Origin of the sequence: Flavobacterium sp. W22_SRS_FP1, from assembly GCF_052113685.1 — a bacterium.
Lineage (GTDB): Bacteria > Bacteroidota > Bacteroidia > Flavobacteriales > Flavobacteriaceae > Flavobacterium.
This window is the reverse complement of sequence record NZ_JBGQOE010000003.1, coordinates 203,254-217,523: the sequence shown is the minus strand read 5'-3', so window position 1 is coordinate 217,523 and position 14,270 is coordinate 203,254. Positions and strand designations below refer to the sequence as shown.

Below are 14,270 nucleotides of genomic sequence, written 5' to 3'. Positions count from 1 at the left end.
AAAAGGAGCAAAAAACTATAGTTTTCTACTCCTTTTTATTAACAATTAATTCCTAAAAAGACTTTTTCAGTGCCCTCCGTATTTACGCACTAGGTTTTTTATATTATTCTGCTCTTCCAAATTCTTCTGGATGCTCAAAGTAGAGTTTACTTTTTGCTAAATTCTTTTTCTTAACCACATAAGTACCTGAAAGACTATCATGCCAACCTCTGGAAACCGACCCTAGATACGACAAGCCTTCAAAAACAATAAACCGACTTAAGGTTCTGATAAAAATCATTTTGATCGTGGGTTTTGAACCATCGCTTGTAACAACAACAGTTCGGGTGACTAATTTCGCTAGTGTTCTAGAGAAATATACTTCAGTCAAAAAGTAATACAAAAACAGTATTAGCAATCCATAAGCAATAACTTCAACAAAATTCATGTTTTCAACCCAGCTGGAAACAGCAAAGTTATTTGTTGCTTCGCCTATTAAAACAATAGTCGTTCCTGCACTCAAAATAAGAATATAGATAAATACTGAATCAATTATTACATTCAGGAAACGTTGTCCTTGTGAAGCAAGTACATTTTCTGTTATTGTAAATTCTTTGTTTTTCATATTTACTGTTTTAATATTAAAATAGCATCATAGATAACCTCAACACACTCAAATATAGTGATTTATTCTCGAATTATTATTAAGAATATTCATTAATACGTTGGTTCTGTAATTTCGTTTTAGAATTAAAAACAATTAAAGTACCTTTCAACAAGACAACCCTAAAATGGATTCTCGCGACAATTCCCTAGCCCCGATTGAAATGGAAATCCTTTCTATTACTGAATTTTTATTCAGAAATAGAAAGATTGAAATGGAAAGCGGGAAATAGCTCCAAAAAAAAACAGCTACCAAAATTGATAGCTGTTTATTCTTTACTCCTTATTCTATTTTCTAATTAAGAACCACACATTTCGCAATCATCTGGACCGGCATTTTTAGCCAGTTCAAGCATCGCTCTGTATTCTTCTGCATTTATTGCTACGTGCTCGACAGTTTCAACTGCTACAGTAGCATTAGCAGCTTGTGATTTTACCTCTATGGGCTCCGCTTTTTTATCATTATTCAAGGTAAACTTAATTGCATCTACCGCAGCTTTTGTTCTCAAGTAATACATACCCGTTTTCAATCCAGATTGCCATGCATAAAAATGCATAGAGGTCAATTTAGAATAATTAGCGTTTTGCATGAATAAGTTCAAAGATTGAGATTGATCTACAAAATAACCACGCTGACGTGACATATCGATAATGTCTTTCATAGACATCTCCCAAACTGTTTTATACAACTCTTTCAAATCTTGCGGAATATCTAAGTCCTGAACAGAACCGTTATTACGCATCAATTCTTGCTTCATGGTCTCGTTCCACAACCCAAGCTCTACTAGGTCACGTAGTAAATGTTTGTTTACCACAATGAATTCGCCTGAAAGTACTCTTCTTGTGTAAATATTAGATGTGTAAGGTTCAAATGCTTCGTTATTACCTAAAATTTGAGATGTTGAAGCAGTTGGCATAGGCGCAACTAATAACGAGTTACGAACACCGTGTTCCATCACTTCTTTACGTAAAGAAGCCCAATCCCAACGACCCGACAATTCCTCATCTTTCATTCCCCACAAATTGTATTGGAATTCCCCTTGAGACATTGGCGACCCTTTAAATGAAGAATACGGCCCTTCTTCTTTGGCCAGCTCCATAGAAGCGGTTACAGCAGCAAAGTATAATGTTTCAAAAATCTCTTGATTCAGTTTTTTAGCAGCATCAGATGTAAAAGGCAAACGCAACATGATAAAAGCATCCGCCAATCCTTGCACACCAAGACCAATTGGTCTGTGGCGCATATTTGAATTTTCTGCCTCTTTTACTGGATAGTAATTCCTGTCAATAACTTTATTTAAGTTTCTTGTTACTCGTTTAGTAACGGTATAAAGCGAATCATGATCAAATTTATCATTATCAACAAACATTGGTAATGAAAGTGAAGCTAAGTTACAAACCGCTACCTCATCAGGAGAAGTGTACTCCATGATTTCGGTGCACAAGTTAGACGAACGAATCGTTCCTAAATTTTTTTGGTTTGACTTACGGTTAACCGCATCCTTATATAGCATGTATGGTGTTCCAGTTTCAATTTGAGATTCTAGAATTTTTTCCCACAACTCATGTGCTTTGATCGTTTTTCTTCCTTTACCGGCTTTTTCATAGTCAGTGTACATTTTTTCAAATTCCTCACCGTAAACGTCATACAATCCAGGGCATTCGTTAGGACACATTAAAGTCCAATTCCCATCTTCCTGAACGCGTTTCATGAATAAATCTGAAGTCCACATCGCAAAGAATAAGTCTCTAGCCCGCATTTCCTCTTTCCCTGTATTCTTTTTCAAGTCTAAGAAATCAAAGATATCTGCATGCCAAGTTTCGATATAAATAGCAAAACTTCCTTTACGTTTTCCACCACCTTGATCTACATAACGAGCCGTATCATTAAAGACTCTCAACATAGGAACAATCCCGTTTGAAGTTCCATTAGTTCCACGAATATAAGAACCTGTTGCACGTACATTGTGAATAGAAAGTCCTACTCCACCTGCTGATTGCGATATTTTTGCTGTTTGTTTCAAAGTATCGTAAATCCCGTCAATACTATCGTCTTGCATTGCTAAAAGGAAGCAAGAAGACATTTGAGGTTTTGGCGTTCCTGAGTTGAATAAGGTAGGCGTAGCGTGGGTAAAGAACTTTTTAGACATTAGGTCATAGGTTTCTAAAACCGACTCTAAATCATCCAAGTGAATCCCTACAGAAACACGCATTAACATATGTTGGGGTCTCTCTACAATTTTCCCGTTTATCTTAAGCAGATAAGACCGTTCTAATGTTTTGAAACCAAAATAATCGTAGTTAAAATCCCTATTATATATGATATGGGAATCAAGAAATTCAGCATTCTCCTGAATCACTTTATGCACTTCTTCCGAAAGTAATGGCGCTTCTTGGCCATTTCTTGGATTTACATAATGAAACATTTCGTTCATCGTTTCCGAGAACAATTTGGTAGTATTTGAATGTAAGTTTGAAATTGCTATGCGAGCAGCTAATTGTGCATAATCTGGATGTGCAATAGTCATAGATGCGGCAGTTTCGGCAGCAAGACTATCCAATTCAGAGGTCGAAACACCGTCATACAAGCCTTCAATCACGCGCATCGCCACTTTTACCGGATCAACTAATTCGTTGAGACCGTAACACAGTTTTTTTATTCTATCAGTAATCTTATCAAACATTACAGGCTCCTTATGGCCATCTCTCTTTACTACATACATAAGTTTACTTTTTTAGTTATTAAAATAATTTAAATCTTGAAAAGTGAATTTCAATTTTCAAACACTGTATTTTCTTTATTTGTGCTGATTTTAGTTTCAGCAGCTATTCCCGCTATCCGCTACAATCTTTGTATTCCTGAGCTTATGTCAGAAACCTGAAACAAGCTCAGGAATGCAAAGGATTTCCACTTCTATCGGGGCTAAGCTAATCTCCAAATTGGCTTTTTATGAACCAATAGTTCCATGAGCTCAACTGTTTTTGTTTTAATTTGTAGTCGATCTAAAAATCGGCGTCAAATGAAATTTTTTGGGATCCTTCCTCGGCTTTCATCACTCCCGCTTTTTGATATTCTGCCACTTTCTTTTCAAAGAAATTTGTTTTGCCTTGCAACGAAATCATATCCATAAAATCAAAAGGGTTCGTAGTATTGAATTCTCTTTCGCAACCTAATTCCACTAACAATCTATCAGCGACAAACTCTAAATATTGTGTCATCAAAACTGCATTCATACCAATCAAACTTACCGGAAGTGATTCCGTAATAAACTCTCTTTCGATATTTAAAGCATCAACAATTATACTTCTGATTCTTTCTTTAGGTACCTTATTTATTAAGTGGTGGTTGTGCAAATGCACTGCAAAATCACAATGAACTCCTTCGTCGCGAGAAATTAATTCATTTGAGAATGTAAGTCCCGGCATTAATCCACGTTTTTTCAACCAATAAATAGAGCAAAAAGCTCCCGAAAAGAAAATCCCTTCCACGGCCGCAAAAGCAATCAGTCTTTCAGCAAATGAATCTGATTCGATCCACTGTAGAGCCCAGTCCGCTTTTTTCTTGATCGCTGGAAAAACTTCCAAGGCATTGAACAATTGATCTTTTTCAGCATCATCTTTCACATAAGTGTCAATCAACAATGAGTAAGTCTCACTGTGTATGTTTTCCATCATGATCTGAAAGCCATAAAAGAATTTCGCCTCAGCATATTGCACTTCATTTACGAAGTTTTCAGCTAAGTTCTCGTTTACAATCCCATCTGACGCTGCAAAAAACGCTAGAATGTGTTTAACGAAATATCTTTCATCATCATTCAATTTATTATTCCAGTCATTTAAATCCTGAGATAAATCGATTTCCTCAGCAGTCCAGAAACTAGCTTCCATTTTCTTATACCACTCCCAAATATCATGGTGTTTGATAGGAAATATTACGAAACGATTTTTATTTTCTTGTAAAATTGGTTCAATTTGCGACATTGCTGTTGTTTTTTTTTTGAAATTTTAACGAAATTTTTTGTGTTCTGTGGATTACAAAGATTGTAAAATATTGCGGTAATAAAAAGCCAAACTTATCCACAATCGGCGATAGTTTTTAACAAAACGGAAAAAATAGTAGGATTTTAACCAACATATAAGCTGTTGAAAATCAGTATTTTGTATTTTTGAAAACTAAGTAAAGCACCGTAAAATATAGGTTTTTTAAAAATATTGAATATAAAATTATCTATAAGTGGATGTTTATTTTTTCATCTCTTGGGCTACTTTTTCAAGTTCCATATACCAGTCTTCACCAAATTTCCTAATCAGTGCTTCTTTAACAAATTTATATACGGGAACTTCCAATTCCTGCCCTAAAGAACAGGCTGGATCACAAATGTCCCATTTGTCATAATTAACTGCAGCAAACTCCGTAAAATCTTTTACACGAATTGGGTACAAATGACAAGAAACAGGTTTTTTCCAGTCAATTGCCCCTTGGTTGTAGGCTTGTTCTATACCACACAAAGCTGTTTTTCCATCAAAAATAGAGTAGGCACAATCTTTATTATCAATAAGCGGTGTTTCAAACTCCCCATCCGTTCCTTTTACCCAAGATCCCTGAGCTTCGATTGCTGCGATTCCTTGCTTGCGAAGGAATGGTTTTACTTTCGGATATATTTCTTCCATGATTTTAGTTTCCTCTACACTTAGTGGTGCTCCGGCATCGCCATCTACACAACAAGCCCCTTTACAGGCTGATAGATTACAAACAAAATCTTTATTTAATATGTCTTCTGAGACGATGGTTTTTCCTAATTGAAACATTGCTATTGGTACTGTGATTATAAAGCACAAAGATAGTCAAACTAAGATAAAACGTCCTGATTAAATATTGGTTTTAACACAACCATAATACAAAATGCAAACGAGTTCGTTTAAAAAAATGAATGTGATAAAACCTTAAATTAGAATACTTAATAAACAGCTAATTACGTCCACATTTCATTGAATCGTTTACCTTTGCAAAAAATTAAAAAATGATATCACAAATAGACCTAAGAGAGATTGTTACAGTTGGAATGGTACTTTTTGCTGTAATTGATATTTTAGGAAGCATACCTATTATTGTTGATTTGAGAAGTAAAGTAGGACACATCCAGTCTGAAAAAGCTAGTATTGTAGCCATGATCATAATGGTCCTGTTTCTTTTCATTGGAGAGGAATTGTTAAACATAATTGGAATTGACGTAAATTCTTTTGCAGTTGCCGGAGCTTTTGTTCTGTTTTTCCTAGCGCTGGAAATGATTTTGGGTATTCGCCTATATAAAGAAGAAGAGTCTGAAACAGCTTCTATTGTTCCAATCGCTTTTCCTTTAATTGCTGGAGCAGGAACAATGACAACCTTGCTATCATTAAAATCGCAATACCATACTGTCAATATAATTATTGCCATCCTACTTAATATGATTTTAGTTTACCTTGTCTTAAAATCATCTTCGAAAATTGAAAAAATGCTTGGATCTTCAGGATTAGGGATCATCCGAAAGGTTTTTGGAGTTATATTACTTGCAATCGCTGTTAAATTATTCGCAGCTAATGTTAAAGGTTTGTTTGTCTAATATATTTTTTTATAGATTTGTCCAATAATATAGTCTGTAGAATAATCTGACTTTTGTCTAGATCCATTTTTTAAAAAAGGATTCCGAAATTCACTTTTAACATACAGCAAAAAAATAACCTTATGAAAATATTCACCAACATCTTAGTATTTCTGGCATTGGCGCTTATTATCTTTAATATCACTTTGTTAGACTTCAAACATCCATTTCAAGGGGATAGCGTAGTTGCTTTTATTGGAATTGCTGCATCATTTTGCGCAGTGTTAATCCTGCTAATCTTTAGAATGTCCAAGAAAATCGAAGAAAAACTGAAGGACTAATTACAACTCTTTTTTGATTTTTTAATTATCGGGGAGGGATTTCTTCTGTTTCATACCCGCTTATACTGGACCTTTACAAAACAAAGCTTTTGTCACCAAAAAAAATGGAATATTTACGATCAATAAACACACCTAACCTACAGAAGTTTGTTTTAGAGAATCCATTTTAGAGCGCTTGCACCGTAGTTCTGAACTGTTAAAGGACAGCACTTGCATAATGCTTTCGAGCAGCTTAGGCAAATCCCAAACGAAAGAGCGCTTAAAAACAGAAAGTGGTTTTCCTGAATTTACCATGCACAAGAATGGATCTAATCTAAAATAATCGCTCTGAGTATTGCTGCTTTATGTGCATTTTCCATTGAAGGACACAGGCAATAGAATGAAGCCCCAACAAAAATCAATACGGGAGAAGCAAAGTGTACAATAGCGAAAGCTAGACCACAAAGTGGCTGAATGAGGACATTACTCCTGTAGTCTTAACGAGTCAACTGACAAGTACGATCTGGAGGTCGGGCAGCTGTCGTCAAAGAAACTCTTGTTTTACTTAATGATTCTACTTAAAAGCCTTGCTGAAGAAAGCATTAGAAAAATAGAAGCTCTTGTATTAGAAAATTAATGCTAGATTTACCTTTTTATAAATCAACGCTATGTTTTCATTTCTACTTGGGTTAATTAGACTAATCATTTTTATTCTATATGTTTCTATTTTTTCATTAAGCTTTTATTTGGTAAGTTTTTTTTGGAACGAAGACACTACAAGACGAAACGCTCTTTTACTTCGTGATTTTATACTAAAAATAACAAATCGAATTTTAGGCATTCGCAGTATTACATATGGGGAGCTGCCCAAAGTTCAAGGATTAATCATTGCTAATCATCGTTCTTATTTCGATCCAATACTCATTGTTACCCATCTCAATGCTTTTCCTGTAGGCAAGAAAGAAGTAGCATCCTGGCCTGTTATCGGTTATCTTTGTAAAATATCGGGCGTTGTTTTCGTAGATAGAAAATGTCAAGATAGCAGACAAAAGACCTGTGAAGGGATAAAAGATATAATCAATAACGGTAACTCCGTAATAAACTTCCCTGAAGGTACAACTCATGTTTTACCAACGACAGTAGCATTTAATTACGGTTCGTTTAGAACTGCTACCCAAATAAAAGCAGCAATCATACCTGTTGCTATTGATTATAAAGTAATATCAGACGCCTTTGTAAATGACGACACCTTTATCCCCCATTTTTTAAAATGTTTTGGAAAACAGACTACCGAAATAAAAATCACTTATTTCCCTCCACTATATTCTGCAGATGCAGAATATTTATTAAAGACTTCTAAAGACATGATTGACAAAGAACTTATTCGTTTTAGGAAAGACTGGGATAATGAAAAATAAAAAATATTTTTAATACCCTACCTTTTAGCTTTTGTTATTTAATATCGCTTTAATCATTGCGTCTTCCTTTAAGAGAATTTCATAATACTTATCTTCTCCATATAACTGTCGGGCGAACTCGGCCATGAGGTACCGCTTCACCATTGTCTTACTACTTGTCAACTTTATGTTTAATCCGTTTTTATTTAGCTGTTCCTGAAAATGCTTAAAATATAAATTGGTAGCATTCATTTTAGAAACAAAACCTTCAAATGAAAGCTTTTTAAAAACACTTCTATCACTGTCCAATTCTTCAAAAACAAAATTACCAACAATACCAGATTGCATTAAATAAAGGACATTTTCATTACCGTCTTCTGCTCCAAGCGGTATAAAAATATCGGGGACGATGCCTCCACCTCCATATACAATTTTTCCTTTTGGGGTTTTGTATTTCAAGCTATCCACTAATTTTATACTATCTTTTTCATAAAGCTCTCCTTTTTCAAAACGAGATTCTGATTCTTTAAAATATTCTTCATTTCCGTTGGAATAGGGTTTTTGAATGGATCGCCCTGTAGGCGTATAATATCTAGCAACGGTCAATCGCACTGCAGAGCCATCAGCAAAATCCATTTCTCGTTGCACAAGCCCTTTGCCAAAAGAACGACGACCCACAATAGTTCCTCTATCATTATCCTGAATGGCACCAGCAAGAATTTCGCTAGCAGACGCACTATTTTCATTGATTAAAACAAACACCCCCCCGTTCTCGAAATCACCTTTTTTAGTAGCAAAGGTCTTTTTTATGTTGCCACTTTTGTTTTTGGTAAAAACGATTAATTTTTCGTCTTTTAAAAACTCATCAGCAATGTCAATGGCTTCTTCCATATAACCACCCCCATTATCTCTAAGGTCAATAACGAGTACTTTAGCCCCCTCTTTTTTTAATTTGGCTAGCCCTGTCTTAAACTCTTCAAATGTCGTCTCGGCAAATCGGTTGATTTTTAGGTACCCGGTGACGTCATCTAGCATCACCGCAACATCCAAGCTTTTTAAAGGAATAACATCCCTTTTAACTTTTACTTTTATTCTTTTCCGTTCTGATTTTCTGTAAATAGTTAGTTCAACAACAGAGCCTTGTTCTCCTTTTAACTGAGAAAACAAACTATCGCTAGGTAACTTACGTCCAAAAAGCCTCGTCTTTCCCGCATATAAAATTCTGTCACCTGACTTAATCCCCGCTCTTGCAGAAGGACCGTTTTCAACTGGTTTTATAATCGCTACAGAATCATTGTACATATAAAAATTAACTCCAATTCCCACAAAATCACCTTTCATATTTTCAGCAACTTGCGCTTGCTCACTTGGCGGCATGTAAACAGAATGAGGATCTAGTTGGCCTAAAATATTATCGACCGTTATGTTTACAATAGAATCCGTATTAACATCATCTACATATTCATTATCGATAAAGTCAATCAGTTTACTGAGTTTTGTTTTTGAAGTATTATTTGCTGAAAAGTAATTTTCATTAGACGAGCTCAAAAGCACCCCTAGAAAAACCCCTAGAACAAGAGTCATTACAAGTAGTAAAGAAAGGTATTTAATATTCTTTTTCATTTATTCTTCTAACGCTGAAATGTGCTCAACAATCACTCCCGCTTTTTTTAAAAACTGAATTCCGGAATCATCACGATATCCCTTGTGATACACCACTCTTTTTATCCCGGATTGGTGTATTAATTTACTACATTCTTTGCATGGTGAAAGAGTGATATACAAAGTTGCCCCTTCACAAGACTGAGTGGATCTAGCTACTTTTAGTATTGCATTCGCCTCCGCATGTAAAACATCCCAACGCGTTAACCCTTCTTCATCCTCACAGCAGTTTTCAAAGCCAGAAGGCGTACCGTTATAACCATCCGAAATTATCATTCGATCACGGACAATTATCGCTCCTACCTGTCTCCGTTTGCAATATGATAAAAGCCCCCATTCTGTGGCAATTCTAAGGTACGCTTTGTCGTATTTATTCAATTTTTTTGTCTCCATTTCTATCTTATCCAAATTTCATTTCCTATTACCATTGGCAAAACCACCCCTATAACAAACGCCGAAAAAACCAAAACCCAATCCCTTCTTGAGAATCTAAAAACGGTCTGTACAATATACGACAAAATCAAAACAATAAAAACCACAACAATTTGCGCAGCTTCAATTCCTAATGCAAATTCAGACAAAGGCAATACTTTAGATAAAGCACTTCCGCCTAGAATGGATTTGAAGTAGTTTGAAAAACCCAATCCATGTATTATACCAAAAAACAGGGTAATAAAAAAAATCAAATTCAACCCCTCTTTTTTATTTGATTTACCTGCGGTTAGGAGGTTATAAAATGCGGTTATCAAAATAGTTATCGGGATTAATAATTCTACCACGCTCACTTTGATCGCTATAATCTCAAAAACAGAAAGCACTAAAGCCATTGTATGACCTATCGTAAAAAGCGAAACTAAAAGTACTATTCTCTTCCAGTCTTTGAAAGAAAATGGAATAGCCAATGCGATTAAGAACAGAACATGATCATAAGAATGTACGTCTAAAACATGCTTTAATCCTATTTGAAAATAAATCCAAAACTGTGACATAGGCTAAAATAATTAAATTGATAAAGGGATTGTAAACTTACGATTAATTTTGAAAATGACTGAATTGAACCCGCAAATCATCTACAATTTCATTAAAAATAATGGTACTCAAAGAAAATCTAAAAAGAAAATTAATATTTTAAAAATTGAATTATCTTTGCTACATATAAATAAAAAATTAACTATGTCATTTTCAGATTTATTTGATAGCGAATTCAAACAAAGGAATAAAGGTCACTTTTCTTCTATTGTAAGGTTAGCATTAGCAGACGGGTTTTTTGCCCCAGAAGAAAAAGAATTTTTAGACAAATTAGCTATTCGACTAGAAATTTCTCTAGAAGAATATGAAGAAATTCTAGAAAACCCCACAAAGTACCCAATCAACCCTCCTTACTTAAATTCTAGGAGAATTGAGCGTCTGTATGATTTGGCTCGAATTGTCAATATCGACCATCACCTTGGTGACAATCAGGAAATTATGTTAAAAAAACTTTGTTTAGGCATTGGTTTTACATTAGAAAACGTAGATGCAGTTGTCTCTAAAGCTCTTTCATTAGCAGACGAAAAAGCAGATCTAGATACTTTTCAAGTAGAAATAGAAAAGGTAGAAAAATAGAATTAATAAAAACAAAGAAAGCTTCCGTAGTTAACGGAAGCTTTTTTTATGCTTTTTAGTATTTGCTTAATTTCGCCTCATACATAAATTCTTCTGCTTTCTCTACCATGTTATAACTACCACAGAAAAACGGCACACGTTCATGTAGTTCTGTTGGTTTAATTTCCATTATTCTTCCAAAACCATCAGACGCTTTTCCTCCGGCCTGCTCTACAATGAAAGCCATTGGGTTGCATTCGTACAACAATCGTAGCTTTCCCTTTGGCGATTTAGAACTTGTTGGATAAATATAAATTCCTCCTTTTATCATATTTCTATGAATGTCAGAGACTAGACTCCCTATATAACGAGAAGTATACGGTCTGTCACCTTCTTCTGATTGACAGTATTTGAGATAATTTTTAACACCTTGAGGAAAATGAATATAGTTACCCTCATTAATAGAGTAAATGGTCCCGTCTTCGGAAAACTTCATGTTTGGGTGTGACAAATAAAAGGTTCCGATTGCCGGATTTAACGTAAAACCGTTTACTCCATAACCTGTCGTATAAACAATCATAGTCGATGTACCGTAAATCACATATCCTGCGGCAACTTGATTTGTACCTGGCTGCAAGAAATCTTCAATTGTAACTGGAGTTCCTTCTGGAGTTATTCTTCTATAAACAGAGAAAATGGTCCCAACAGAAACGTTTACGTCAATATTTGAGGAACCGTCTAGAGGATCCATCAAAACGACATACTTATTGTTATGACTGTTATCGCTGCCCTGTACAGTTATAAAATCGTCATTTTCCTCAGAAGCAATCCCACATACAATTTCACGGTTTATTAAAGTTTGAATAAAAACATCATTAGCGTAAACGTCCATTTTTTGCTGATCTTCTCCTTGAATGTTTTGCTCTCCTGCCGATCCCACTATGTCAACTAATCCGGCTTTGTTCACCTTATAATTGACCACCTTAGCTGCTAATCTGATTGAATTAATAATTCTTGATAATTCGCCAGACGAATATTGAAAGGCATTCTGGTTTTCAATGATAAATTCCCCTAAGGTCTTGTTGCGTTCTTCCATTACGAAATCGTTGTAGTTAGTTTAAGGTCACAAATATCGCTAATTTTGTGAAAATGGATTCAATAAAATTTACTTAGTTTGGCAGTATTGTATATTTGCTTATAAAAATAACTAGATTAGGAGTTGAAAAGCTCTATTTTGAGCATTTAAACCTTTAAAATTAGATTATATGAATATTAGAAGAGGGAAAGCAGAGGACATGACCGCAGTTTTAGAATTAATTCAAGAATTGGCGGATTATGAAAAAGAGCCCGATGCGGTTTTAGTAACAGTAGATGACTTGGTTCGGGACGGTTTTGGTTCCAATCCATTATTTCATGTTTTTGTAGCAGAAGTTGAATCAGAAATCGTAGGAATTGCATTGTATTATTATCGATATTCCACCTGGAAGGGAAAAATAATTCATCTTGAAGATTTAGTGGTAAAGCAAAAGATGAGAGGTACAGGACTAGGCTATGCTTTATATTCTGAAATCATCAAACAAGGCAAACGGGACAATGTCCTCAGAATTGATTGGCATGTCCTTGACTGGAATACTCCCGCAATTGAATTCTACGAAAAATCAGGCGCAAAAGTACTTAAAAACTGGTATCTGGCACAAATGGATGAGGAAGGAATCAATTATTTTGTAGATAATAGATTGAAATAAAGTTACAATATCATTTGCTTAAAAAATATGAGAGTATTCAAATTTGGAGGAGCATCTGTAAAAGATGCCGACGCGATTAGAAACGTTTACGAGGTTTTACAAAAAGTAGGTTTTGAGGATGTGCTCTTGGTAGTTTCGGCTATGGGGAAAACAACTAATGCTCTTGAAGCGGTCATCAAGGACTATTTTGACAAATCGGCCTCATTGCAATCCTCCGTTCAGGAAGTCAAAAAATACCATAACCAAATCTTATTGGATTTATTTGAAAACGAAAACAATCCGGCTTTCGTAGCGGTAAAGTCTCATTTTTCGGATTTAGAATATTTTTTGGCCCATAACAAATCCCCAAACTATGATTTTGTTTACGATCAAATCGTGAGTTTTGGAGAATTAATTTCTACAACTATTTTGAGTCATTTCATGAACTACATGAATATCAAAACACAGTGGGTTGATGTTCGTGATTTCATCAAAACGAACTCAAACTATAGAGACGCCGAAGTTGATTGGGACTTAACGCAAAAAAACATTTCAAAAAATATACAAAGAAAAGTTTTAAACATTACTCAAGGATTCTTAGGTTCTAACGAAGATAATTTTACAACCACCTTAGGTCGTGAAGGTTCTGACTATACTGCCGCCATATTTGCTTATTGCTTGAATGCAGAAAGTGTAACAATCTGGAAAGATGTACCCGGAGTCATGAATGCAGATCCAAGATACTTTGAAAATGCAAGTTTACTGAATCAGATTTCTTATCGCGAGGCGATAGAACTAGCCTTTTATGGCGCAACCGTTATACATCCAAAAACATTACAACCTTTACAAAAAAAGGAAATTCCATTGTATGTTAAATCATTTATCAATCCTTTATTAAAAGGAACAAGCGTTTCTAAAGGCGTTGCATTAGAGCCTCATTTACCTTGCTTTATAGTCAAAAGAAACCAATTATTGATTTCTCTTTCATCAATTGATTTCTCTTTCATAATGGAAGAGAATATCAGTGAAATCTTCGCTTTGTTTCATGAATTCAAAATTAAGGTAAATTTAATTCAGAACACCGCAATTAGTTTTGCAGTATGTGTAGAAGATAAATTTGATAACTTTAAAAGTTTGAACACCATATTATCAAAAAAATTCAAAGTTGACTTTAGCGAGAATGTTACTTTATATACCATTAGACATTTTAATGATACGGCGACACAAACAGTTGAACAAGGTAAAAAAGTGATTTTAAAACAAGTCAGCACGGAAACCATGCAAATCGTAACTAGTGATGACAAATAATAAAACTTTAATCGTTATTGTATCACAATCGCAATCAATAATATAGAATAC

At 34.8% G+C, this 14,270-nt stretch carries 14 protein-coding genes; 6 read left to right on the top strand and 8 right to left on the bottom strand.

All coding sequences use genetic code 11. From position 1 onward, the window contains the following. Positions 1-103: 103 nt before the first annotated feature. From ACEN2H_RS03525 to ACEN2H_RS03510, 4 genes are all read right to left on the bottom strand, one after another. Positions 104-604 (bottom strand): RDD family protein, encoded by a 501-nt coding sequence (locus ACEN2H_RS03525; RefSeq protein WP_441730454.1) that lies wholly within the window; start codon positions 602-604, stop codon positions 104-106. 337 nt (positions 605-941) lie between these two features. Beyond that, positions 942-3,365 carry a ribonucleoside-diphosphate reductase subunit alpha gene (locus ACEN2H_RS03520; RefSeq protein WP_441730452.1) on the bottom strand — a complete coding sequence of 808 codons (2,424 nt, stop codon included), beginning with the start codon at positions 3,363-3,365 and terminating at the stop codon, positions 942-944. A 280-nt stretch (positions 3,366-3,645) separates the two neighbouring features. Then, positions 3,646-4,623, bottom strand: coding sequence for a ribonucleotide-diphosphate reductase subunit beta (locus ACEN2H_RS03515; RefSeq protein WP_441730450.1), 978 nt, complete (start codon positions 4,621-4,623; stop codon positions 3,646-3,648). A 261-nt stretch (positions 4,624-4,884) separates the two neighbouring features. Further along, entirely contained in the window at positions 4,885-5,451 is a 567-nt protein-coding gene (locus tag ACEN2H_RS03510) for a DUF3109 family protein (protein ID WP_441730448.1), read from the bottom strand. 212 nt (positions 5,452-5,663) lie between these two features. On the opposite strand from ACEN2H_RS03510, the gene ACEN2H_RS03505 reads away from it, so the two are divergent. From ACEN2H_RS03505 to ACEN2H_RS03495, 3 genes are all read left to right on the top strand, one after another. Next, positions 5,664-6,245 carry a MarC family protein gene (locus tag ACEN2H_RS03505; protein WP_441730446.1) on the top strand — a complete coding sequence of 194 codons (582 nt, stop codon included), beginning with the start codon at positions 5,664-5,666 and terminating at the stop codon, positions 6,243-6,245. 122 nt (positions 6,246-6,367) lie between these two features. Next, positions 6,368-6,565 carry a hypothetical protein gene (locus tag ACEN2H_RS03500; RefSeq protein ID WP_441730445.1) on the top strand — a complete coding sequence of 66 codons (198 nt, stop codon included), beginning with the start codon at positions 6,368-6,370 and terminating at the stop codon, positions 6,563-6,565. A 647-nt stretch (positions 6,566-7,212) separates the two neighbouring features. Further along, on the top strand, positions 7,213-7,962 hold the full coding sequence (locus ACEN2H_RS03495; protein ID WP_441730443.1) for a lysophospholipid acyltransferase family protein: 750 nt from the start codon (positions 7,213-7,215) through the stop codon (positions 7,960-7,962). A 24-nt stretch (positions 7,963-7,986) separates the two neighbouring features. Here the strand turns inward: ACEN2H_RS03495 and ACEN2H_RS03490 are convergent, their stop codons facing one another. The 3 genes from ACEN2H_RS03490 to ACEN2H_RS03480 are packed head-to-tail and all read right to left on the bottom strand — an operon-like array spanning position 7,987 to position 10,592. Continuing rightward, entirely contained in the window at positions 7,987-9,564 is a 1,578-nt protein-coding gene (locus ACEN2H_RS03490; RefSeq protein WP_441730441.1) for a S41 family peptidase, read from the bottom strand. Next, positions 9,565-9,996, bottom strand: a complete 432-nt coding sequence (locus tag ACEN2H_RS03485; protein ID WP_441730439.1) for a deoxycytidylate deaminase — start codon at positions 9,994-9,996, stop codon at positions 9,565-9,567. 2 nt (positions 9,997-9,998) lie between these two features. Continuing rightward, the gene (locus ACEN2H_RS03480; protein WP_441730437.1) at positions 9,999-10,592 is read right to left on the bottom strand and encodes a HupE/UreJ family protein; all 594 of its coding nucleotides are present in this window, start codon (positions 10,590-10,592) and stop codon (positions 9,999-10,001) included. Positions 10,593-10,776: 184 nt separating this feature from the next. Between ACEN2H_RS03480 and ACEN2H_RS03475 the strand changes: the two genes are divergently transcribed. Continuing rightward, a complete protein-coding gene (locus ACEN2H_RS03475; protein WP_441730460.1) occupies positions 10,777-11,208 on the top strand; it encodes a TerB family tellurite resistance protein in 432 nt (143 codons plus the stop codon). A gap of 55 nt (positions 11,209-11,263) precedes the next feature. On the opposite strand, the gene fbp is transcribed toward ACEN2H_RS03475, so the two are convergent. Continuing rightward, positions 11,264-12,283, bottom strand: a complete 1,020-nt coding sequence (fbp, locus tag ACEN2H_RS03470; protein ID WP_441730435.1) for a class 1 fructose-bisphosphatase — start codon at positions 12,281-12,283, stop codon at positions 11,264-11,266. A gap of 169 nt (positions 12,284-12,452) precedes the next feature. Between fbp and ACEN2H_RS03465 the strand changes: the two genes are divergently transcribed. Both ACEN2H_RS03465 and ACEN2H_RS03460 read left to right on the top strand, forming a co-directional pair. Then, the gene (locus ACEN2H_RS03465; RefSeq protein ID WP_441730433.1) at positions 12,453-12,932 is read left to right on the top strand and encodes a GNAT family N-acetyltransferase; all 480 of its coding nucleotides are present in this window, start codon (positions 12,453-12,455) and stop codon (positions 12,930-12,932) included. A gap of 27 nt (positions 12,933-12,959) precedes the next feature. After that, the gene (locus ACEN2H_RS03460) at positions 12,960-14,219 is read left to right on the top strand and encodes an aspartate kinase (RefSeq protein ID WP_441730431.1); all 1,260 of its coding nucleotides are present in this window, start codon (positions 12,960-12,962) and stop codon (positions 14,217-14,219) included. Positions 14,220-14,270: the final 51 nt, after the last annotated feature.

Excerpts from the sequence above, each read along its gene's own strand:
- ACEN2H_RS03505 (WP_441730446.1), top strand. The coding sequence starts at position 5,664 with ATGATATCACAAATAGACCTAAGAGAGATTGTTACAGTTGGAATGGTA.
- fbp (WP_441730435.1), bottom strand. The coding sequence starts at position 12,283 with ATGGAAGAACGCAACAAGACCTTAGGGGAATTTATCATTGAAAACCAG.
- ACEN2H_RS03495 (WP_441730443.1), top strand. The coding sequence starts at position 7,213 with ATGTTTTCATTTCTACTTGGGTTAATTAGACTAATCATTTTTATTCTA.
- ACEN2H_RS03500 (WP_441730445.1), top strand. The coding sequence starts at position 6,368 with ATGAAAATATTCACCAACATCTTAGTATTTCTGGCATTGGCGCTTATT.
- ACEN2H_RS03460 (WP_441730431.1), top strand. The coding sequence starts at position 12,960 with ATGAGAGTATTCAAATTTGGAGGAGCATCTGTAAAAGATGCCGACGCG.
- ACEN2H_RS03490 (WP_441730441.1), bottom strand. The coding sequence starts at position 9,564 with ATGAAAAAGAATATTAAATACCTTTCTTTACTACTTGTAATGACTCTT.
- ACEN2H_RS03510 (WP_441730448.1), bottom strand. The coding sequence starts at position 5,451 with ATGTTTCAATTAGGAAAAACCATCGTCTCAGAAGACATATTAAATAAA.
- ACEN2H_RS03485 (WP_441730439.1), bottom strand. The coding sequence starts at position 9,996 with ATGGAGACAAAAAAATTGAATAAATACGACAAAGCGTACCTTAGAATT.
- ACEN2H_RS03515 (WP_441730450.1), bottom strand. The coding sequence starts at position 4,623 with ATGTCGCAAATTGAACCAATTTTACAAGAAAATAAAAATCGTTTCGTA.
- ACEN2H_RS03475 (WP_441730460.1), top strand. The coding sequence starts at position 10,777 with ATGTCATTTTCAGATTTATTTGATAGCGAATTCAAACAAAGGAATAAA.
- ACEN2H_RS03525 (WP_441730454.1), bottom strand. The coding sequence starts at position 604 with ATGAAAAACAAAGAATTTACAATAACAGAAAATGTACTTGCTTCACAA.
- ACEN2H_RS03480 (WP_441730437.1), bottom strand. The coding sequence starts at position 10,592 with ATGTCACAGTTTTGGATTTATTTTCAAATAGGATTAAAGCATGTTTTA.
- ACEN2H_RS03465 (WP_441730433.1), top strand. The coding sequence starts at position 12,453 with ATGAATATTAGAAGAGGGAAAGCAGAGGACATGACCGCAGTTTTAGAA.
- ACEN2H_RS03520 (WP_441730452.1), bottom strand. The coding sequence starts at position 3,365 with ATGTATGTAGTAAAGAGAGATGGCCATAAGGAGCCTGTAATGTTTGAT.